Here is a 21,642-nt window from a genome sequence, read left to right as displayed (position 1 = left end):
GTCCAAGTCGCGTCGTCGTAAGCAGAAAAAGCAGGTTAAGCCCGAGCTCAAGCTTAGGCAGTTTGCCTCCACCGAGCTTTCCGACCAGCTTGCCGCCCTTCCCTGCGGCGCCGACCTGCCGCGCTTTATGGTCGACACGGTCGCCGGCGCCTATGCGCCCGCCGATGCCGAGCGCATGATCGAGGGCTTTGGAGCCGCGGCCACACGCCCGGTCACACTGCGCGCCAACACGCTCAAGGCAACCGCCGAGGACATCGCCGCCGCGCTCGATGCCGCCGGCATCGCGCACCAAACCGTTACCTGGTATCCGGACGCCTTTATCCTGCCCGAGGCCCAGGTTTCCGATCTGTGGGATCTCGACATCTACCGCGACGGCAAAATCTATCTGCAGAGCCTGTCGTCCATGATGCCGCCGTTGGTCCTGGGCGCTCAGGCCGGCGAGGACATCCTGGACATGTGCGCAGCCCCCGGCGGCAAGACGACGCAGATCGCCGCCCTCACCCAGGGCCAGGCACACCTCACGGCCTGTGAGATGAGCATTCCCCGCGCCGAAAAGCTTGAGTCCAACCTCCACCGTCAAGGTGCCAAAAACGTGCCCGTCATGCGCATCGACGCACGCGAGCTCGACGAGTTCTTCCGCTTTGATCGCATCCTGCTCGACGCTCCCTGCACCGGCACGGGCACCGTCATCAGCGACAACGAGAAAAGCCTGCGCGGCCTGACCGAGCAGTTGCTGAGCAAGTGCGCCCGCTCGCAGCGCGCGCTTCTGGACCGCGCCATGGGAGCCCTCAAACCGGGCGGCACGCTCGTCTATTCCACCTGTTCGATCATGCCGCAGGAAAACGAGGACGCCCTGCAAGAGGCCCTCGACAAGCACATGGATTGCGAGCTTATCCCCCTCGACGGCACACCGAGCGAAAGTGAAGCGCGTCGCGCCCAGGATGCCGGCGAGGAGCCGCATATCGAGTGCAATGCCCTCACTGAGGCCATCGCTGCCGGCCATGTCTCGGCCGTCGCCAACGGTATGCCCGGTACGCTGACCATTCCGCCTAGCCGCGACTTTGAGGGCTTCTACATTGCCCTGATCCGAAAACGCAGCTAGCGCACGGATCCAAAACTCAACAAGCTATTTCTGTGCGCGTTTGCCCTGCTGGTCGCGATGCTGTTTAAGCATCGCGCGCTCCTTGCGCTCGGCCCTTTTGCCCTTGATGGCCGTGACCACAAAGTAGATGACCGCGGCGGCAACGATTGCGCCCACACACAGGCCAATCGAGCCCAACATTGCCGAAAATTCCATACCGCGTCACCTCTCTTTTAAACGGGACTTTCAAGATAGCACCTCGATCCCCGCCACCACAGCTCCTTCACGTTCGCCTGCCCTTCGGTCTAACGGATGGCGCGGCGGGGAAAAATCAACTCGTCAAACGATTTAGCATTCGCAATTCCGGCTGCATCGTGCCGGCCGTCGTCACACAGAATCGAGTCTCCATGGACACCCTCAACGACCTAAACGAGCGCGTCGACGCCTTTGTCGGCACCAGCTCCTTCGACACGCCTGCCGCGGCAAACGACCAAGCTCCCATCGATGTGCCCGCCGAGGTTCACGAGGACATCGTCGCCTCGGTCGATTTCTCCGAGGTCGAGCTCGCAGACGAGTTCACCGAGCCCCAGGCAGCCGTGACTCCCAACGGACTGCTCCCCATGGAGCCGCTGCCCATCGACGGGCGTTTGCGCAAGGCGGCCCTCCGCATGCCCGACGAGATCGAGGAGGCCAGCGGCTTTACGCTCTTCGGCCGTCGTATCAAATCGCTCATCTACACCACCGATGTCGCGGTTATCCGCAACTCCAACGCCGACGCCGTCTTTGCGGTCTACCCTTTCACGCCGCAGCCCGCCATTACGCAAGCGCTGCTGACCGTCGCCGAGTGCCCGGTCTTCGTAGGCGTGGGCGGCGGAACTACGACCGGTAAGCGCTCCGTGCAGATGGCAGCCGTCTCCGAGATGCAGGGCGCGGCGGGCTGCGTGGTCAACTCCCCCGCTACTGCCGAGATGGTCGAGCACATCACCAACATCGCCGACATCCCCGTCATCGCCACGGTCGTTCGCTGCGACGACGATGCCCACGCCAAGGTGCGCGCTGGAGCCAAGATCCTCAACATCGCAGCCGGCAAGAACACGCCCCAGGTCCTACGCGAGCTGCGCGAGCACTATCCCAACCTGCCGCTTATCGCGCCGGGCGGCAAGACGCCCGAGAGCATCCGCGAAACCATCGCCGCCGGCGCCAACGCCATCATCTGGACGCCGCCTTCGGCCCAGCAGCTACAGGCCGACATGATGCAGCGTTATCGCAAGATGAAGGAAGACGCCACACCTGTCATCTCGCGCGACGATGTGCCCATTATCGACCAGGTCGCCGCCGCCGAAGTCAGCCAGGTCGAGAACATGAATCCCGACGTGCCGATTCCCGACGAAGTCATCGAGCGCGTCGCTTCGATCCACGAGCGCGTCGAGGAACATCGCACCAACCGCGGCCTCAAGCCGTCACTGCACGGCTTTTTCTTCCGCGGAAAGAAACGCTAATCGTAACAGCAAGGCCCGCCCCACAAACGTGAGGCGGGCCGTTTTCGTTTGAGCAATCATGCAGCGACGTGATGGGGCAAATTAATCCACGCGCTTGTCGCCCATAAAGAAGAGCGCCACCGTACCAGGTCCGGTATGCGAGCCAATCAGAGTACCGATGTCATTGATCTCAATCTTGCCTTTAAGCTGCGGAACCTGTTCCTCAATCAGCGCCGCGACCGCCTCGGCATCCTCGCGGCACGCCGACTGCGACATGATGCACTTACCCGAATAATCCGCACCGTCCTGTACGTGTGCCATCATGGTCTTAACCATCTCGGAAATCGCGCGCTTCTTAGTGCGAATCTTCTCACGTGGCGACAGCTTACCTTCGCAATCGACCGTCATAAGCGGGCAAATCTTAAGCGCCGTGCCGATGATCGCGCTCGCGGCCGAAATGCGACCGCCGCGCAGGTAGCTCGACAGATCGGTCGAGAAGAACCAGTGGTGCAGGTTGAGCTTGTGCTCCTCGATCCAGGCAGCCGTCTCGTCGAGTGAAGCCCCGCTATCGCGCACATCGGCGGCATATTCCAACAACAGGCCAAAGCCCGAAGACGCCGCCAGCGAATCGATGACGCGCACCTTGCCGCCCTCGGGATAGCGATCCGCAAGCATCTGCGCCGCGACGCAGGCCGATCCATACGTGCCCGAAATACCCGACGACAACGTCAGGTGCAGCACGTCTTTACCCTCGGCAACAAACGGCTCCCAAAACTCCTCGTACTCACCCACGCTCACCTGAGACGTCTTGGGCATGGCGCCCGCGGCAATCTGGGCAAAAAACTCGTCCGGTGTAATCGACTGGTACAGATCGTCCGTATAGACAACATCGTCGATCTCGTAATGAAAACACACGACAGGGATATTGCGCGACGCAAAGAACTCACGGGTTCGGTCGGCGGCGGATTCACAGGTCAGGACAAAATCACTCATATGAGGCTCCTTACTCATTGCTGCGCAAATTATCGCACAGTGAGCCTACATACGGTACATATGTCCACTATTTACCAAATCGAACCAAAAATAGCGAACATCTTTACTACCATCGTCTCCACCGGCCCCACGCATAAATATCTGAGAAAACACCTTCTGTCGTCTCCACTCAACCGCCATATCCACCTCAACTAAATCGATTTACCAAACCGTTCAGCCGACAATTCAGCCGCCGGCGCAAAATCGAAACAAAAGCGGCGCATACTGATAAACGTTTGACGCTGTTTATCAGTTTTACCAGCCCCATCGGAAGGTGTTTCATGGTCGCATTCGATCGCAACCCGCAAGACTTCAAGTATCTGCGCCTGCTGTCGAGACAGTTCCCCACCGAACAATCCGCGTTTACCGAAATTATCAACCTCTCGGCCATCCTCAACCTACCCAAGGGCACCGAGCATTTTATGAGCGACGTGCATGGCGAGTACGAAGCCTTTATGCACATCCTCAACAACTGCTCGGGCGTCGTGCGCGAGCATGTCGACGAAATTTTTGGCGACACGCTCTCCTTTGACGAAAAGGGCGAGCTGTGCACGCTCATCTACTACCCGCGCGAGAAGATCGACCTGGTCCGCAGCCAGCGCGAGGACTCGCCAACTTGGTACAAGACGATGCTTGACCAGCTCATCATGGTCGCTCGCTCGCTTTCAAGCCGCTACACGCGCTCCAAGGTGCGTAAGGCCATCCCGCGCGACTACGCCTATATCATCGACGAGTTGTTGCACACGCACCCGGACGAGAACAACTATCGCGTGCGCTATCACGAGCGCATCGTGGAGTCCATCCTGGAGACCGCCAGCGCCGACGACTTTATCGAGTCGCTCGCCTCGCTCATCAAGCGCCTGGCCGTCGACCACCTGCACCTGGTGGGCGACATCTTCGACCGCGGCGGCGGCGCGGCCAAGATTATGGACCGTCTGCTCACCTACCATTCACTCGACATCCAGTGGGGCAACCACGACCTACTGTGGATGGGCGCTGCGGCCGGTGAGCCCGCCTGCATCGCCACGGTGTTGCGCAACAACCTACGCTACGACAACTACGAGATCCTGGAGAACGACTACGGCATCTCGCTGCGTGAGCTTGTCGCCTTTGCCGATGCCACCTACACCGCCGGTGAGTCCATCACCCCGCTGATCAAGGCCATCAACGTGCTGCTCTTTAAGCTCGAGGGCCAGATTATCCAGCGCCACCCCGAGTTCGATATGACCGACCGCCTGTTACTCGACAAGATCGACCACGACACCGGCACGGTCACGCTCGCCGACGGCAGCGTGTGGCCGCTCACGACCAACGACTTCCCCACCGTCGACCCGGCGGACCCCTACACGCTCACGTCTCAGGAGCAGCACATCATCGACAAGCTCGTGTCCGAGTTTGTCACCGCCGATCACCTGCATCGCCATATCGATTTCCTCTACACCCACGGCTCGATGTACAAGGTCGCCAACGGCAACCTGCTCTTCCACGGCTGCGTTCCACTCAACGAAGACGGCACCTTCAGCAGCATGAACTGCCTGGGCACCTGGCACGCTGGCCGCGATTATCTCGATTTTTGCGACCACATCGCCCGCCGCGCGTGGCGCGTGGGCGACCGCGATGCCCTCGACTGGATGTGGTACCTGTGGATTGGCTTCAATTCACCCGCCAGCGGACGCCTGGTGCGTACCTTTGAGCGCGCCTATATCGCCGATAAGAGCACCTGGGTCGAGCCGATGGACCCGTACTTTACGCTTACCAAGTCGCCCTCGGTCTGCGATGATATCATGCGCGAGTTTGGCGTCGCGGCCATGGCATGCTCGCCGACCGGCCACATCATCAACGGCCACACGCCCGTTAAAACCACCAAGGGTGAGCAGCCCATCCGCGCCGAGGGCAAGCTACTGGTCATCGATGGCGGCTTCTGCCGCGCTTACCATCCCAAGACGGGCATCGCCGGCTATACGCTCATCTCGAGCTCGCGCGGCTGCCGCCTCAAGTCGCACCGGGCCTTTACGACGGTTGCCGAGGCACTCACGCGCAACGTGGACATCGAGAGCGAGACCAACCGTTTTGACCAAGCAGACCGTCGCCGCATGGTGAGCGACACCGATACTGGCGCCAAGATTCGCAGCCAGATCCAGGACCTGCGCCAGCTGCTCGATGCATATAGAAACGGTGCTATCGAGGAGCGCGCCTAGCACCACCCGCGGGGATTGGCTAAACTTGCTAAGTTTGTCATCCCCGCGGCGCTTCGGCGCCAGCTTAAGGCAGGTACCATGCAAAAGCTCCTTGCGCAGATTATGAAATTTGGCGTCGTCGGTGTCATTGCCACGGTTATCGACTTTGGCATTATGAATCTGCTCCACTACGGTCTGGGCCTCAACATCCTAATCGCCAACACCAGCGGCTTTATCATCTCACTCATCTTTAACTACCTCGCAAGCATGAAATACGTGTTTGCGCACAAGGAAGGCATGAGCCGCCGCCGCGAGTTCATCATCTTTGTCGTGCTGTCCGTGATCGGTTTGGTGCTCAACGATGGCATCGTGCTGGCGCTCAACGCCGGCCTGGGACTCGAGGCCAATATCGCCAAGATCTGTGCCACCGCGCTTGTCATGGTCTACAACTTTGTGACCCGAAAAATCTTCCTGGAGGGCGACGAGACAAAATAGCTCGAAACCCCTGTAGCATTACGGCGCCCACGGACGACGCGCACTCAGCGCAGTATCGTCCGTGGGTGTCGCTCGTTTACGGGCAAATTTTCAACGTTTGCGGATTAGCTCTTGAAAATTTGGCGAGTTCATATAGTTCTTGGCAAAGACCTTACGTTTCCCTTGTAAAAGCTCTAAAGTATCCTCTGCTCGATTCATCAACGCATTGGATGTGATTACGTGCGCAAGGCGCTGGCACAACCTCATACCAAGCAGTTCCTCAAGTTTGCCGTCGTGGGTCTTATCTCCTTTGGCATCGACTGGGGCATGCTCATTGCGCTCGTCGAGCTGTTCCACCTCGACTTTTTGATGAGCACCACGGTTTCGTTTATCACATCCGTCGTGGTCAACTACTGGCTCAGCATGAAGTACGTGTTCGACCACCGCGAAGGCATGAGCCGCAAGCGCGAGTTCACGATCTTCACCATCCTGTCGGTGATCGGCCTGGGCCTCAACGACCTGTACATGTTTGTGGGCGTCACGTTTTTGAGCATCGGCTACCAGGCCATGAAGGCCATCGCCACATTCCTCGTCACCTGGTACAACTACTTCAGCCGCCGCTTCTTCCTCGAGGGCGCACGGTCGTAGTCGATTCACTATTTGCTTGAATGTATAACCGGTTGGAATTCCCGTTCCAACCGGTTTTTTGTTTGCCGAGAGACCCGGCGATCCAGTCCCATTCGCATGAAAAACGGGCGGCTCGGATGTTGGTCCGAACCGCCCGTCTGGCGCGCTATGTCGAGGCCTCTAGTCTGTAACGTAATACCAGACTACGTTGTCGCCGTTTGAGAGAACGTAGTTACTACAGGCCGTCATGGGCGTTGTGCCGTTGACGGAATACATCCAGCCGCTCGTGCCGCCGTACTGTTTCTCGGCCAAACCACCAATCGCAGAAACATACGTGCCGTACGATGAGCCGTGTGCGTTGACAGAGAGGCCCAGCGCGCACAGGGCATCGTAGACGGTAGCACCTTCGTTAAAGGTAAAGGTGCCACCAGAGGACACAGGATTGTCCACAGCGCTCGATGTGACCGAAACCGTCACCGTAACGTAGTTGGACTCCTGTGAGCCGCTCTGGCCGCCCGAGGAGGCGTTTCCACCATTAGAGGATGAGGCTCCATCAGACGACTGGCCACCGCCCGAAGAAGCACCGCCAGACGCATTGGAAGTATCACTGGCTCCCGTATTTTGGGCAGCGGATTTATCGCCAGACTTCTTGCCGCCCCGGTCCTCGGACTTCTTGCTATCCGAGTTTTTGTCCGATTCCTTGTTTGAAGACTCGGAATCGTCCTTGTCGTCGTTCGAACCCTTGGACTCATCTTTTGCGTCATTCGATGACTTGGAATCCTTGGAACTGGCCTCGCCCGAAGTCGTAGTCGAGCCAGACGCCTTGGTGTCCTTGGTGACGACGCTCTCCCCCGTCACGGTCTGAATGATCCAGTCGATGGACCAGGCACCGCTTGTGGAAGGATGGACGAAACCCAGCGAGACGACGATCAGAATGGTGCATGCAGCAGTCAGAACGCCGAGGAGCGCCTTGCGACGAGAGGTGGACGCCGCCGAAGCGGCGCCCTTTTGCTTTGGATCATCGAGCTGAATGAACGAGGAATCTGGTTGCTTGGGGTCAGCGTCCTTGGATTTATTGGACACAGCCCTCACCTACCGACGTTTGGTGAACACGAACACGCCGACGATGGCGAGACCGATGACGCCGGCGGCAACGCCAACAATGGCGAGCGGGTTGGTGCCCGTCTCCTGCTCGGAAGCACTAGAGGACTTCTTAGCAGTGGTCATGGAAGCAGCACCCGTATCGGACTTGGAATCGGACTTCTTATCGGACTTATCGGAGTCCTTCTTGTCGGACTTGTTGTCCCTGGTCTCGGTCTTGGTCGACACCGTCGTCTTGGTCACCGGCTTCTGGCCCGGGGCAATAGCGCCGCCCTTCGAGCCGGAGCCAGAACCAGCGCCAGCGCCAGTGCCGGAACCAGTACCGGTACTAGAACCGCCGCCGCCATTCGAACCAACGCCGCCATTGCCGCCATTGGAGCCTGAACCGCCATTACCGCCAGGGTTAACGGCATTCTTGGTCCACTTGGCATACAACGTCAGGTCGGCCGTCACCGGCGTACTGAAGTCATACGCCTGCGTGCAAGCCTCATCGGTATACCAACCGCCGAAAGTGTAGCCATCGCGCGTCGGATCGACCGGCTTGACCAGCTTGCCATCGGCCGTAGCAACAAACTTAGTGTCGCAAGCAGACCCGCCGTTGGAGTTAAAGGCAACCGTCCAAGACTCGACAGCTCCAAGTTTAAACAGCGTGCCCGAATCATTAATGTAGTAGAGATTGCCAGAAGCATCGGCAATGACCGGAGAGTCACAGTACTGGTAATGGCCAGCCGCATCATAAATCTGCGTCGCCTCTGCATCGCCGAGCGTATAGCGATACACGCCACCACCAGCAGAGTAGTTGACGTAATCCTTGCTATCCGCGCTGTTAACGGTGAAGTACACATAGGTCTTGCCGCCCTGAACACTCACCAGCGGAGTAGCAGCAATACCGTTGAGGCCAGCCGGCAGCGCCTTGCCGTCGGCAGCAGCGACCATCGTGGTCTTACCCGTCTTCAGGTTATAGAGAACCAGAGCAGAGCCAGTAGCCGTCTGTCCGCCGACAATCAGATTGTCACCAGACACCGCAGGGGCGCTCAGATTATTCGTAAGGCCCAGATCAACCGTCTTCTGTTCACTCAGCACGCCCTTCGCCGAAAGCGAAATCACATGGAGCTTTCCGTCGTGCGTCATCTGATAGAAGGTCGAACCATTGGACGGATCGGCAATGCAATCGGCATTTGCGACAGCGCCGAGCTTCATGGTCGAAACGACATCGCCCGTCGTCTTATCAATGCACTTAAGCGTACCCGCGCTCGTAGGAACGATGGCATACTTATCCGTCAAAGCCGCACCAGTCCAGTAATAGCCCTCGGCAGGGTCGATGTTCTGCCAAGAAACTTCGCCCGTGGCAATCTTAATGCGCGCAAAGGAGCCGTTGCCGTAGGTCGCGTTGTAATTCTCGTCATACGAAATATCGACCGAGCCTACATAGACGTACTCGCCGTCCGAAACGACGGTGCAGGAGCTCTGCGTCAAGTCCGTCAAACCAGGCGTCAGCCACTTGCAGATCAGCTTGTCTGCAGTAATCGCCTGGACCGCACCGCCGTTGAGCGGAACGATGATAAGGCCATTGGTATAGATCGGACGAGAGGTATAGCTCACCTTGGAGGCAAGCGGCGCAGAGGCAACCTTTTTGCCCGTGGACGAATCGATCTTGATGAGCTCGTTCTCGGTCGCGATGTACACAAAGCCGTTGGCGATGACAGGTTCGCTGCAGTTGGCATACTGCTGACCAGACTCGGCCTTCCAATCGAAGGCCCACTTAAGACCGGCGGCCTGCGCAGGCGTCTTGGCATCCGTTACGGTCGAACCGTTGCCACTGTTGCCGTAGCCGGCCCACTCGGCATCCCAATCAGGAGTCGTCGCACTCGGGTCCACGACAACCTTGTCGGGATCGGGCATGGGCGAATCGTCGGTGGTATAGGCAAGCGTGACCTTATCGCCGCTCTTGAGCGTAATCTGATTGGCGCAGAGTAAGGAGGGCTCTCCATTGATATACAGGTGCCAATATTTATTGGTCGCAGCATCATAACCGTACGACTTGTCTTCGAACGGCGATTTGATGGAATTGAGGAACCAGTACTCGCCACTCTGGGAGCCGTTGTACGTAACGCCCTTGGCCTTCAGAACCGTCTCAATAAGGTTCTGGGCAGTAGAGCCTTCAGGCAAAGAAACACTGCTTGCCGAGCCCCAGCGAGTATTGTTGCCGTTGACATCGGGACCGATAACATCGGCGGATCCAAGCACCTGACCGGGGAGGGCATCGGCGTCAGCACCATACATAAAGGTGACGGCGTCACCCTCCTGGAGCTTGTAGGCACCGGCGCCAACGTCGGCGAACTTGCCATTTACGTAGAAGCGCCAATAGCTCTTGGTCGCAGCATCCCAGCCATAGGACTTACTGTCGAACGGCGAAGTAATACCGTTGAGGAACCAGCCCCAAGACGATTCGCTAGCATCGAGCTTAAGGCCGGTCTGCTCAAGGAGATCCTTGGCAGTAGAGCCCGCCTTGAGACTCGTCTGGCCCGTCGAAGCCCAAACCTGCTGCTTGCCGTCCTTGTCCTTACCGAGAACCTGAACAGAAGCATGGACAGAATCGGACGGCAACTGGTCGCCCCAGCCACCGTAGAACCACGTGACGGTATCGCCGGCATGGATGGTGACATTGTCCGCCGTATAGTCACTCGACTTGCCGTTGATAAACAGCTGCCAATAGGTCGAATAATCTTGGGGCGTACCCAGCTCAACACCGTTGTACTTAAGGCTCAGAATGAAGGAGCCCGCAGCAACGGCGTCAATATCATTCGCCTCGAGCGCGACCTTCGTAAGGTCAAGCGCGCTCGAGCCGGACGTCACCACATACTGCGCGTTATCGACCCAAGTCTGAGTCTTGCCCTGGGCATCGCGACCAATGACGGTCACATTTGCGGCAACCTGGTCCTTAACGACAGGGGACGAGCTACCAGCCGTATAGGCAAACTCAATCTTCTGCCCCTGGGTGAGCTTGACGCTGCTCGCGCCAACCGAGGAAGACGCGCCGTCGACGAACAGCTGCCAGAAGGCATAAGTCGTCGGATCGTAGGCAAGCGTGCGACCATCGCTCGGAGATGTGATGCTTTTGAGGTAGAAGCCGTATGCCGTGTTCGGTTCGTAATCCGCTTTAAAGCCCGTCTTCTGCTGCAGCTTAACGAAGGCATCCGCAGCCGTCGCGCCCTCGTCGAGCTTGAGCTGCGTAGGTGCCACCCAGGTCTGAGCCTTGCCGTCAGCATCGGTGCCGATAATCGAGAACGAGACCTCGACCTGCTTCTTGGCGACATCGCCGGTTTCTGTCGGGTTCTCTGTCTGAACGGCAGCCGCGGCGGCAGATCCCGCTTGGCCAGCGGATGCCGTCGAAGACTGCTCGCTCGTGGCAGGGCTCTCCCCCGTCGCCGAGCCTTCGCCGCCAGTTGCTGCCTCTGCTATGGCTGCACTAGCTGCAGGCGCGCCCTCGGAATCCGAAACCTCGGCGCCGCTCTGCTCAGCGGTACCGCCCGCAAGCGCTGCGTCCTCGCCCGGCGTCGCAGCCTGAGCCACAGCCTCGGCAATGCCCTCGGCGCCCTCGGCCCACAGCTGAGCCGGCGTGGTGCCAAAGGCCATCGCGAAGGCCAGGAATGCCACCAGGCCGCGCTTGGCTACACCGCGTGCAATCGCGCCACGGCGATGCGAGACGCGCTGGCGCTCGTCCTCAAACATATCCATTTGTCTCCTACTGTCTGTACTTGGAGCGTTGCCTTGAGACTGCCCCACGTCATCGCGCATGTTGCGCTCGAGTTCCCCCATCGGGGTCCCCCTTCCCTCCAGAGCCCTATGCACACCGGCGGCAAAAGCCGCAGCCGCATGCAAGACGGGAGGCGATCCGACTTAACCTTAACGACTCGGGCACGTCGTCCGATCTGCGACGCGAGCATCCCGAGCCAAGAGGAATTACGGTTACTGGTACAGCTGGGGACTTGCACCCCGATTCTCCCAAATGCGCAGGATAACCGCGCATTCGTGCGTCTCCGCACCACCATCTAGGCCATCGATTATTACCGTCAAAATGGTATCACGCAAAAGGGCCTCGCACGCAGGCGAAGCCCAAGGTAAAAGCTATTGTTTGCGATAGGAAAATGCGGTGACGGCCGCAGCCTCTAGTGCTTGCCGCCGTGACTGTTGAGCCAGATATTGCGGCCCAGCATAAGCGCCAGCACCAGCGCGCTCACGTAGCCCATAAAGCCAATGACCGGGATACCAAACACAACCGGCTCGATGCGCGCGTAGTACACCACCGACGAACCGATAAACAGACCGGCGATCACAATTGCCATCGACATGCGGTCGATAATCCCACCCAGCTGTCGCAGCGCCTTATCGCTGCTCATGATCTGCGTGTTTACCTTAAGCTGGCCGCGCGTAAGCATACGCGAAGCCAAGCCCAGATACTCGGCCGCCTCGAGCGAGCCCTTCGCCGCGCGATAACTGCTCGCTGCAAAGTCGCGGCTCATCTCGCGCATGCGCGCATAGGTGCTTTTCTCGTTTTTAATATGCGTCTGGATGATCTGGATCATGTTGACGTTGGGCATGTACTCGGTCAACAGGCCCTCGAGCGTCACCATGCCGCGGGCGAACATCGTCACCACGCTCGGCAGCTCAACGTCATTTTTGCGCGCGAGGTTTAACAGCGAGGTCAAAAACTCGCCGATATCCAGGTCTTTAAGGTCGAGCCCGGCAAAGTCGGCAACAATAAAGTCCAAGTCGGACAAAAAGGCCGAATGGTCAAGCTCGGCCGAATCGCCGCGCGTCACGGCAAAGCGCATGAGCGAATCCTTGAGCTTTGGCACGTCGCCCTCGGCCACGGCAAAGATCATATCCTTGACGATGCCACGGTCGTGGCTCGACATGCGTCCGACCATGCCCAAGTCGATAAAGTAGACAATTCCGTCTTTGAGGATGATGTTTCCCGCATGCGGGTCGGCATGGAAAAAGCCGTCGTCGAGCACCTGCGTCGAATAGTCCTCGACGATTGCGGCACCGATCTTTTCCAAGTCATAGCCCTCGGCCACTAAGCGTTCAGGATCGGCAATCGAAATGCCGTCGACGTAATCCATAACCACCACGTGCTCGGTGCACAGGTCCAGATAGGATTTAGGGCACGTCACGCCATGAACGCTCTTATGGAACTCGTAGAAGTCGTTGAGGTTTTTGGCCTCGGCCAAAAAGTTGGTCTCCTCGCGAAACGAGGTCCACAGCTCCTCGACCACGCCGTGCAGGTCAACGAATTGATCGGTGTTGACGAACTTGGAAACGATACGCACCACCGAGCGGATGATATCGATGTCCTGCGCCATAACCTGCTGCGCACCGGGGCGCTGCACCTTGACGGCCACGTCCTCGCCCGTCACCAGACGAGCGCGGTGCACCTGCGCGAGCGATGCGCTACCAAGCGGATTGGGATCGATCGCATCGAACATCTCCCCCAGGCGCAGGCCGTATTCTTCCTCCAGACAGCGAAGCACTACCTCGTACGGCACCGGCTCCACGTCGGAGCGCAGACGACGCAGCTCGTCGCAAAAGCGTTGCGGCAGAATCTCGGACCGGTTGGCCAGAATCTGCCCCATCTTGACGAACATGGGGCCGAGTTCCTCGAGCAGGCGGCGCAAACGAACCGGCGTGAGGTTATCCCACACGCGGTACTTTTTGACCAGGCGAACAATCTGCCCAATGCGTTCGCGACGACCCGCCGGCGTGAGCTGGTATTCCTCGTCCGGTGCCATCGCGTCGGGCTCCTCGGGCACCATATCGACAGCGCGTGGCTTCTTGCGAGCGCCCGAGACGGCAGCGTCGACCTCATCGACAACCGCCGCCTCGTTACCCAGAGGATCTAGATTGTTGTAATCGGTGGTGGAATCTGCCATCTGCGCTGCTACTCGGCCTCTTCGGTATCCTTCGCATCGTCGGCCTCAACAGACTCGACGGGCACCGAGGTCACGTTGTCCTCGACCGAATCGACGATGTCGCGCACATGAGCCAGGAAGGCCGTGCGCTCGGGCGCGGTCATAACGCGGACGCGAGCCAGAATGAGCTCGTCGAGCACGCGTTGGGCCGCGGTCTCGCCCTGCATGCCCAGACGCTCGGTCAGGTCGGAGATGGTGCCGCCGGCCTGCTCGAACATGTCGGACACGCTACGGGCGATATCGGGGGTGCCGGCGTCCTTGCGAACCTGCTCGCCCTTGGTATTAAGGTCGTCGAGGACCTTCTTGCCGCCTTCGACAGCAACGGCGGCAGCGCCAAAGCCCACGTTAATGGCGCCGTTAACAAGCTGATCGAGTTTCATAACCATGGTTGTCTCCAATCACAAACAACTGCATTGGCGTTCTTGTACCCAAGATTGAGCGAAAGCGACAAAGCGTTTTAGCACTATTCGATCGACGAGAAATCCCTACCTCACGTTGTCGTTCATCGCGAAAGAGTTCTTCATGGCGCAGCTCGTGGTGAAGAGCACCTTGCCCAGCAGGGCATCGGTCTCCACGCGAACACGCTCGGCAAAGGCCTCGTTGGCGCGTGCAAGCTCGGAAGGCACCTCGGCCTCGGGCAGAGCGGCTACGGCAGCGTCGACGTCATGGATCTGCTTGTGACCCATGCCACCGACCTTCTCCTGATAGTCCTCCACAGCGCGGCCGCACTCATGGAAACGGACGTCGGCCAGGGCGCCGATCAGGCGGTTGGCCCAGTAGAAGTTTTCGGACGTTACGCGAGCCTGCGTGTCGGCATAGTACTCGGGCATGGTCTCGACGTTGGCGTACAGCGGAACCAGCGCGTTAAACGAATTGGAGCCAAACGCCATCCACTGCACGGCGCGATAGGCCGGCTGCGCATAGGGGCGCAGCTGCAGCACGGCGAGCTGGCTGTTGCGGTTGATGCCGATGGGGCGATAGGCGCCGCGCGTGGCGGGCGTGCCCTTGCTGCCGTAGCAGTCGTACTCCGTACCCTGGTAGTGGCTCGAGAGTACGTACTTGATGTCCTCGATGGTCACCTTACGCTCGGGCACGCGGCTCCAGGGGATATCGTCGCTCTCGGGCGTGTAGTCGGCGTCGGGGCCATCCCACACGTCACTGGGGTTGAGGCAGCGCTGCATGTACCAGGCGCGCGGCGTGTTGTAGACGTGGTCGCTGTCGCTGTGCGAGCCAAAGGCCTCGCGCGGGTTAAAGACCGCAGCCGAGCCGTAGCCCTCGACGCCCAGCGTCAGGTCCAGATGCCACTCGGCCATCCAGAAGCGCAGGTCGGCGGAACACATGTGGTCGGCCTGGGCGCCCTCGGCGTCATCCAGGTCAAAGCTGTCGATACCCAGTTGGTTGGGCATGGTCACATAGGCGTCATCGGGCACACGCTTGGCAATCCAGTGGTGGCCGCCGATGGTCTCGAGCCACCAGATCTCGTCCACATCACTAAAGGCGATGCCGTTGTTCTCGTAGGTGCCGTAGCGCTCGAGCAGGTCGCCCAGGATACGAACGCCGTCGCGAGCGGACTTGGCGTACGGCAGGACCAGGGTCACCATGTCCTCCTCACCCAAGCCACCAGGCTGCGCCGGCACATAGCCGTCCTCACCCTCGTTACCCTTGGCGGGCACGTAGTCCACGAGCGGGTCGGCGCCGCGAACGCGCTCATTGGTGGTGAGCGTCTCGGTTGCGGACATGCCAACATTGAGCTCGTTGAAACCGGCCTCGGCCCAGATACCGTGGCCCGGGACAACATCGGGGACGCTCGTATAGCGCATGGGGTTATCGGGCAGCTCAACGGTCAGGTGGCTCAGGACGCTCGTGTAGACACGCGGCTGCTCGTCGGGATGCACTACGCGCATGCGCTTGGGCTCAAATACCCCGTTGGACGAGTCCTCGTTACGCGCGACCAGGGTCGACCCGTCGTAGCTTGCGTTTTTACCGACCAGAATCGTTGTGCACGGCATGCGCATCCTCCTTGAGCGAAGAAATCAAACGGCAACAGTGTATCGCTTCGGCGCAGAAAGGGCGAAACCACGGCCTCGGCAGCCCCCGTGGTCAAAAAATGCCAAATATGAGTACTGTCACAAATTTAGTGGCAGCAAATTGCACTGTTCCGGGCGCCGGGAATCCTCACCTGTCCAAAAACTGAGTCTAGTAATTCCCCATACGTCCAATAAAATTGGCTCTTTAACGATATTACTTATCGCTAAAGAACCAAAATGATCTCAAACATATGTGACTAACTTGGCAACAGTACTCATATTTGGCATTATTTGACCACGGGGTATCTAACCAACCCCCTAAACAGCCTCCAAACGCCTATTTTACCGCGCGCTCAGCCGCCTCGATCACGTGCTTGGCGAGAATTGCTGTCGTCACGGCGCCCACGCCACCCGGCACGGGGGTGATTGCACCAACAACCGGCTCCGCGGCATCAAAATCGACGTCGCCGACCAGCTTGCCAGCGGCTTCGTCCCAATTAATGCCAACATCGATAATCGCCTGGTCCTCGCAGACCGCATCTGCGCCAATCGTGCGCGCGCGTCCAACGGCGGCAACCACAATGTCGGCAGCACAGCACTCGGCGGCAAGATCGCGCGTATGCGTATGGCACGTCGTCACGGTTGCGTTGCGCGCCGTAAGCATGGCGGCAACGGGGCGGCCAATTACCAGTGAGCGTCCGACCACAGCAACCTTGGCCCCATCCAGCTCAACGCCGTAATGATCCAGCAAAGCAAGCACGGCTTCGGCTGTGCAGGGGGCAAAACCCTCGCCGCGCCCCGAAAGCGTGGTGAGCAGTGAAGCCGGCGTCATGGAGTCAACGTCCTTGGCGGGATCGAGCGCTGCAGCGACGGCGTTCTCGTCAAGGCCGGCGGGCAGCGGGCGGAACATCAGACAGCCATGAACAGCCGAATCGGTATTGATGTCCTCGACGGCCGTCAACAGCTCGTCCTGCGAAACATCGGCAGGAAGCAAAACGCGGCGAGCCTCAATGCCAACCTTCTCGCAGCGCTTGAGGGCACCGCGCTCGTAGGACAGGTCGTCCTCGCGTTCACCTACACGCACGATAGCCAACGTCGGAACAGCGCCCCGCTCGCGCAGGGCTGCGCAGCGAGCAGCAAGTTCCTCAGTCAAAGCGCGAGCAACGGGAGCACCTTTCAGCAGTTCAGCCATGGCTATCCTCTCTTCCTTGCAGCGTCGGAGGCGCGGCGCGCCAGCGCATCGGCGCGCGGCAACCATGTGTCGAGCAACTCATCACACGCCGTCTCGAGCTCCTTAGCACGAGCGCGATCCTTCATAGACGTGGTGTTCGCAAAGAGCGTCAAACTCGCGCCTTGCATGGCGGCGCGGCAGAATACGGCGCCGCACGCCACGTCGGACAGCAGCTGTCGGGAGCCCTTGTCCGCCATGTCCTCGAGCAGCGCCAGCGCACGCCCGCAGGCATCCATAATGCGATACGGCGGCATAGCGGCCACATGCAGCGCATCCTGAATCGCGGTCGCTCGAGCCGGATCGTCACGCGGAATACCGTACGCCGCGGACACCTGCCCGTAGGCACGAACGTCCTCGGCAACCAACTCGACAAGCTCCTGGGACAGCTCATCAGCCTGAGCAAACGCGCGCGCCAGGCCATCCGCACGATCAGCAAGCGCGGGATTGGTCGCACCGTAGCGGGCGACCATCCCGCAAAGCGAGGCGCCCAGTGCGCCCACAAAGGCGCTCGCACTACCGCCACCGGGAACCGGCTCGCGAGCAGCCAGCGCTTGGGCAAACTCTCGACAGGTTTTATCCATCATCTCTTGGCTCATACGCACGCACCTTCAAGTCATATACATCGGTCGGGTGGCAACCGCCGACCGACCGCATCAATCACATAATGGTGCTAAGTCTAGCCCATAAGTACATGAGCGTCAGCGCACCTGGCCATCGCGGATTTCTATGACGAACGATAGGCGTCGGCACCGCAAACATGGGACACATGGCCCACCTTTCGAGACTTCCGGACGTCAAAAACTGAGGCATATCTATAAACAAGGAACCTGTTGGGGCAACGCCCACGCACGCGCGCCCCATTAAATCAACGGGCACCTCACCCCGGGGAGGGCCGACAGCATCGGCCCTCCCCTCTTTTGCGACCGCACATATTGCCACTTGTCGGCGCAATTCCAGCCCCCAGAATGGGACACATGGCCCACCCTAGCGAGCCGTCCACGCGTACAGTAAAGGCAGGTAATCCGTGGGCGGTTACAGATCGAGGAGGACACGACCATGAAAAAGAAGGCCTTTGCGATTCTCACCCTCTGCATAAGCCTCTTTGCCGCAGTTGCCCTGGTGGGCTGCGGTGGCAGCGGCGGCGCTACCGGAAGTGGCGGTGGCGGCGGAGCAGAAAAGCCCGCCGTGGATATGAGGACCGACTTCATTTGGTTTAAGGTCGAGGTCCCCGAGGGCGTCGAGATCACCGACGTCGCAGGCGACACCGCCGACAGGGCCCAGTTTAAGTTCACCGAGAGCGAGCACGCCAGCGACCGCTTCATCCCTGTCTTCGATCCTGACAAGAACGCCGATGAGTTGTTCGACTACGAGGCAAAGTGGAAGGCCAACTCTGGATGGACCGAGAGCGATCCCGTTAAGTACAATGGCAAGACCTGGCGCAGTGCCTACTTCACGCACTCGGGCGGCGTAACGACCGAATACTTCACCGACGTTGACGGCGGCAGTGTGTATGTGCGTATCGACAACGTCGAGGAGCACAAGGACGCCGTCGAGACCATGATGAAGTCTCTGGAATTTGCCGACGACATCGCCGAGGCCAAGACCGAGGCCATGGACGTCAAGCTCAACGATATCGAGATCAAGCGCTAAGCGACTGGCGAGCGCAGCGGGAAACACGGGCGCAGTGCAAACAAGTGACGGTACCCCAGCGCTTCGTACCCAGGGAGGGCCGGTAAACCGACCCTCCCTTTCTTATGCCTGTAGCCGACGAACGCGAGGATGCCGGACGTCGGAACCGCCCCAAATGTGGCAACAGTACGAAAACGACAAACGCCCCAACACGTCCGCCCGCCGATTTATTGTGCCGCGCAGGCAATTAAACCAGCATCTTTAAACATCTGAGCAGTATAGTGACCAAAACTATCGCATAACCGCACTCTGCGAATGGAGAAGTTATGACCGAACACCACGCCATCAGCCGCCGAGCATTTACGTTGGGCCTTGGACTCGCGGCGTTGTCGCCACTTGCAAGCCTGCCCGAAACCGCCATGCTGGGCATTAGCCCGCGGGCAGCCTTTGCGGACAGCACGGCCGGGCCAGCAGTCAGCCTCGACAATTTCGTCATTCGCCTTCGCCCCGCGGGCTATTTTCGTACCGCGAGCGTCAACGAAGACGGCAACGTCATCGGCAACGTCTGCCATCTGTTTAATGACGGCACGTCCAGCAAGCTCATCCTTGAGGACGTAACGACCAAGAATGACGATACAAACTGGTATGCCATCCGCACCCTGCTCAATTTCGAAGAGCACAAGAAGACGGGCTACAGCATTTGGTCGGTCGATGGCGACTCGGACAAAGATGGAAAGGTTATCCACGTATGGAGTGGCGAACATGACGGCAAGCCCAGCCGCTCTTTTGCGTTCGACCGCCAGCTAAACGGAACCTACATCATCCGAGACCGCACGGTCGAGAAAGAAACCGAGAAAAAAGACATTAAGTACCTGGCAATAGAATCGAACGGCAAAGACCAGGACAACAATAAGATCTGCCATAAGAGTGAGAGCATTCCGTGGGAGCTCGAACTTATCGGTTACGACATGAAAAAGAACGATGCCACGGTTAGCAGCCTCGACTGGATCACGTATAGCAGCTACGTCGACGGACCATGTTGGATGAAATACGTCGACGACAACAAGTTCCTCGACGAGCTGAGCATCCCGGGTACGCACGATTCGGGCACCTGCAGCGTGGACAACGACACTGAGCCCCAATCCTCGCAAGTAAAATGCCAGCAGGATTACATTCCCACGCAGCTGCTCGAAGGCATTCGCTATTTTGATATCCGTCTCGGAAAGGGCGACAACCCTGGCATCTGCCACGGGGATTTCTACCTATTCAAAAAAGACGGGGACTATCTGCATCTCTCCGATGTCATCGGGTACTTTAAAACGTTTTTGAGCGAAAACCCGAGAGAAGCGCTTATCATGCTCGCATCGCGCGGCAACGACGAGGCTACCGATGACAGTGTTACGACGGCTTTCGCCAAGGTTATGGGCGATAATCCCGATCTGTTCTACACGTCGAGCCATGTCCCCACGCTGGGCGAGGTTCGCGGAAAGATCGTTCTGCTGCGTCGATTTAGGCTCGCCGGCAACAGTGTAAGCGGCCACACGTGGGGCCTCGACCTTACCGAATGGGATGACAAGATCAAGGCTCACTCCGACAGCGCCACTATGTGTCTCGTCCAAGACGCGCGGGGCTTTGAAGCCGCGGGGGAAACAGGCGACAAAGAGCCCTATTGCACCAAGGTATACGCCCAGGACAAGTACAAACTCTCGGGAACCGACAAGCTCAGCTGGGTCGATAATGCGCTGAAGGAAACGTCCGGGCGCACGCGCAACGAGGTAGATGTCGAGGACGATAACGGGGCCAAGGAGAAAGTCCTGGAGCGTTGCTGGTCTATCAACTACACCAGCTGCACGGGCTTGTCGCACGGAGGCAATCCTTTTACCTCGGCACGAGTAGTCAACGAGCATCTGTATAAGAGCCCGTACATCAATCCCAGCGGCATCGAGGATACAAAGTCAGATTACCTCAAGCACATTGGCATCATCGCATCCGACTTTGTTGATGCGGCGCTGGCCCGGAGCATCTATCAGCGCAATTACGATACGGAGCACAAGCAGGCGGCTTCGTACTATCTCCCGTACTATCTCCCGACCCGCATGCGCATGACGTACGGCGACTCGCTGAGCGATGCCTCATTCCAGGATGGCAAGACCGTTGGCGAGGGTCATTTCCGCCTTGCCGACAGCAGCAACGCGCTCAACGCGACAGCTTCGGGCCATGCGTTTGCCATTGAATACGTGGATGTCGACGCCCTGGGCAACGAGACCGTTACGGGGCTGCAGGGCTCTGTGCCCATCGATATCGATCCACGCGCGCTGACGCCCCATTTTGAGGGACTCGAAGGCCTTAAGGCCGGCGAAGACGTGCGCGCCAAGATTGCGGCATCACTCGAGGGCAAGCTCGAAACCGATGCCTGCACGGCCCAGCTCGAGTTTGTGCACGACGCGAACGGCGCTCCGGGCACAGCAATGGCCGAGGGCGAAACATTTGCCGCAGGAACGTACTGGGTGCGCGTGAACGGTCTCTTGGGCAACGCGGCGCAGAACTACACGCTCGCCAGCGACGGAGCCGCAAGCTTTACCGTAGCGGCCTCGGACAGTGCTGCCGGCAGCGGCACGGGTTCCAACGCAGGCAGCGCTGATAAGAACGGTAAGAGCAACAAGGGCAAGGGCTCGGGCGGAAAGCTCGCCGACACGGGCGACAGCTCTGGCGTTGCCGCCGGGCTCGCTGCCGCCGCCGTGGCGACAACGGTCGCCGGCGCGGCGATGCTTGCCAGTGACGGTGAAAACAACGAGGACGTTGTCGAATAGGCA

Annotated in this window: 16 protein-coding genes; 7 read left to right on the top strand and 9 right to left on the bottom strand. The window is 59.2% G+C overall.

Going from position 1 to position 21,642, the window contains the following annotated elements; all coding sequences use genetic code 11:
- On the top strand, positions 1-1,102 hold a 1,102-nt coding region (locus tag AB5758_RS05305; RefSeq protein WP_368155425.1), incomplete at its 5' end, for an RsmB/NOP family class I SAM-dependent RNA methyltransferase.
- 24 nt (positions 1,103-1,126) lie between these two features.
- Here AB5758_RS05305 and AB5758_RS05300 read toward each other — a convergent pair.
- Complete coding sequence (locus tag AB5758_RS05300; RefSeq protein ID WP_161159929.1) at positions 1,127-1,297, bottom strand: hypothetical protein; 171 nt, start codon at positions 1,295-1,297, stop codon at positions 1,127-1,129.
- 191 nt (positions 1,298-1,488) lie between these two features.
- Here AB5758_RS05300 and AB5758_RS05295 point away from each other — a divergent pair, with 191 nt between their 5' ends.
- On the top strand, positions 1,489-2,580 hold the full coding sequence (locus AB5758_RS05295) for a beta/alpha barrel domain-containing protein (RefSeq protein ID WP_368152691.1): 1,092 nt from the start codon (positions 1,489-1,491) through the stop codon (positions 2,578-2,580).
- An 81-nt stretch (positions 2,581-2,661) separates the two neighbouring features.
- On the opposite strand, the gene AB5758_RS05290 is transcribed toward AB5758_RS05295, so the two are convergent.
- Entirely contained in the window at positions 2,662-3,552 is an 891-nt protein-coding gene (locus AB5758_RS05290) for a DegV family protein (RefSeq protein ID WP_368141494.1), read from the bottom strand.
- Between the two features lie 320 nt (positions 3,553-3,872).
- Between AB5758_RS05290 and AB5758_RS05285 the strand changes: the two genes are divergently transcribed.
- The 3 genes from AB5758_RS05285 (at position 3,873) to AB5758_RS05275 (ending at position 6,890) form a co-directional block, all read left to right on the top strand.
- The gene (locus tag AB5758_RS05285) at positions 3,873-5,789 is read left to right on the top strand and encodes a fructose-1,6-bisphosphatase (protein ID WP_195245890.1); all 1,917 of its coding nucleotides are present in this window, start codon (positions 3,873-3,875) and stop codon (positions 5,787-5,789) included.
- Positions 5,790-5,867: 78 nt separating this feature from the next.
- Positions 5,868-6,263, top strand: a complete 396-nt coding sequence (locus AB5758_RS05280) for a GtrA family protein (RefSeq protein WP_022095122.1) — start codon at positions 5,868-5,870, stop codon at positions 6,261-6,263.
- A gap of 219 nt (positions 6,264-6,482) precedes the next feature.
- Positions 6,483-6,890, top strand: coding sequence for a GtrA family protein (locus AB5758_RS05275; protein ID WP_022095123.1), 408 nt, complete (start codon positions 6,483-6,485; stop codon positions 6,888-6,890).
- A gap of 159 nt (positions 6,891-7,049) precedes the next feature.
- Here AB5758_RS05275 and AB5758_RS05270 read toward each other — a convergent pair whose 3' ends face one another.
- From AB5758_RS05270 to AB5758_RS05240, 7 genes are all read right to left on the bottom strand, one after another.
- Positions 7,050-7,952, bottom strand: coding sequence for a DUF4430 domain-containing protein (locus AB5758_RS05270; RefSeq protein WP_368141495.1), 903 nt, complete (start codon positions 7,950-7,952; stop codon positions 7,050-7,052).
- A gap of 9 nt (positions 7,953-7,961) precedes the next feature.
- Positions 7,962-11,708: a DUF4430 domain-containing protein gene (locus AB5758_RS05265; RefSeq protein ID WP_368141496.1), complete on the bottom strand. Its 3,747-nt coding sequence runs from the start codon at positions 11,706-11,708 to the stop codon at positions 7,962-7,964.
- A gap of 431 nt (positions 11,709-12,139) precedes the next feature.
- Entirely contained in the window at positions 12,140-13,903 is a 1,764-nt protein-coding gene (locus AB5758_RS05260) for an ABC1 kinase family protein (protein WP_006235393.1), read from the bottom strand.
- A gap of 8 nt (positions 13,904-13,911) precedes the next feature.
- On the bottom strand, positions 13,912-14,328 hold the full coding sequence (locus AB5758_RS05255; RefSeq protein ID WP_006235392.1) for a hypothetical protein: 417 nt from the start codon (positions 14,326-14,328) through the stop codon (positions 13,912-13,914).
- A gap of 99 nt (positions 14,329-14,427) precedes the next feature.
- The gene (locus tag AB5758_RS05250) at positions 14,428-15,951 is read right to left on the bottom strand and encodes a C69 family dipeptidase (protein WP_368141497.1); all 1,524 of its coding nucleotides are present in this window, start codon (positions 15,949-15,951) and stop codon (positions 14,428-14,430) included.
- 355 nt (positions 15,952-16,306) lie between these two features.
- Positions 16,307-17,161 carry a bifunctional 5,10-methylenetetrahydrofolate dehydrogenase/5,10-methenyltetrahydrofolate cyclohydrolase gene (locus AB5758_RS05245; protein WP_368141498.1) on the bottom strand — a complete coding sequence of 285 codons (855 nt, stop codon included), beginning with the start codon at positions 17,159-17,161 and terminating at the stop codon, positions 16,307-16,309.
- 2 nt (positions 17,162-17,163) lie between these two features.
- Positions 17,164-17,796 (bottom strand): cyclodeaminase/cyclohydrolase family protein, encoded by a 633-nt coding sequence (locus tag AB5758_RS05240; RefSeq protein WP_368141499.1) that lies wholly within the window; start codon positions 17,794-17,796, stop codon positions 17,164-17,166.
- Between the two features lie 460 nt (positions 17,797-18,256).
- Here AB5758_RS05240 and AB5758_RS05235 point away from each other — a divergent pair, with 460 nt between their 5' ends.
- Both AB5758_RS05235 and AB5758_RS05230 read left to right on the top strand, forming a co-directional pair.
- Positions 18,257-18,850: a hypothetical protein gene (locus AB5758_RS05235; RefSeq protein ID WP_368141500.1), complete on the top strand. Its 594-nt coding sequence runs from the start codon at positions 18,257-18,259 to the stop codon at positions 18,848-18,850.
- A gap of 305 nt (positions 18,851-19,155) precedes the next feature.
- Positions 19,156-21,639 carry a phosphatidylinositol-specific phospholipase C gene (locus AB5758_RS05230; RefSeq protein ID WP_368141501.1) on the top strand — a complete coding sequence of 828 codons (2,484 nt, stop codon included), beginning with the start codon at positions 19,156-19,158 and terminating at the stop codon, positions 21,637-21,639.
- Positions 21,640-21,642 lie beyond the last annotated feature (3 nt).

This window comes from Collinsella aerofaciens (assembly GCF_040926405.1).
Taxonomy (GTDB): Bacteria; Actinomycetota; Coriobacteriia; order Coriobacteriales; family Coriobacteriaceae; genus Collinsella.
This window is presented reverse-complemented; position numbering and strand designations above follow the sequence as displayed.

Excerpts from the sequence above, each read along its gene's own strand:
- AB5758_RS05245 (WP_368141498.1), bottom strand. The coding sequence starts at position 17,161 with ATGGCTGAACTGCTGAAAGGTGCTCCCGTTGCTCGCGCTTTGACTGAG.
- AB5758_RS05280 (WP_022095122.1), top strand. The coding sequence starts at position 5,868 with ATGCAAAAGCTCCTTGCGCAGATTATGAAATTTGGCGTCGTCGGTGTC.
- AB5758_RS05295 (WP_368152691.1), top strand. The coding sequence starts at position 1,489 with ATGGACACCCTCAACGACCTAAACGAGCGCGTCGACGCCTTTGTCGGC.
- AB5758_RS05285 (WP_195245890.1), top strand. The coding sequence starts at position 3,873 with ATGGTCGCATTCGATCGCAACCCGCAAGACTTCAAGTATCTGCGCCTG.
- AB5758_RS05260 (WP_006235393.1), bottom strand. The coding sequence starts at position 13,903 with ATGGCAGATTCCACCACCGATTACAACAATCTAGATCCTCTGGGTAAC.
- AB5758_RS05240 (WP_368141499.1), bottom strand. The coding sequence starts at position 17,796 with ATGAGCCAAGAGATGATGGATAAAACCTGTCGAGAGTTTGCCCAAGCG.
- AB5758_RS05230 (WP_368141501.1), top strand. The coding sequence starts at position 19,156 with ATGACCGAACACCACGCCATCAGCCGCCGAGCATTTACGTTGGGCCTT.
- AB5758_RS05290 (WP_368141494.1), bottom strand. The coding sequence starts at position 3,552 with ATGAGTGATTTTGTCCTGACCTGTGAATCCGCCGCCGACCGAACCCGT.
- AB5758_RS05235 (WP_368141500.1), top strand. The coding sequence starts at position 18,257 with ATGAAAAAGAAGGCCTTTGCGATTCTCACCCTCTGCATAAGCCTCTTT.
- AB5758_RS05255 (WP_006235392.1), bottom strand. The coding sequence starts at position 14,328 with ATGGTTATGAAACTCGATCAGCTTGTTAACGGCGCCATTAACGTGGGC.
- AB5758_RS05265 (WP_368141496.1), bottom strand. The coding sequence starts at position 11,708 with ATGGATATGTTTGAGGACGAGCGCCAGCGCGTCTCGCATCGCCGTGGC.
- AB5758_RS05300 (WP_161159929.1), bottom strand. The coding sequence starts at position 1,297 with ATGGAATTTTCGGCAATGTTGGGCTCGATTGGCCTGTGTGTGGGCGCA.
- AB5758_RS05250 (WP_368141497.1), bottom strand. The coding sequence starts at position 15,951 with ATGCCGTGCACAACGATTCTGGTCGGTAAAAACGCAAGCTACGACGGG.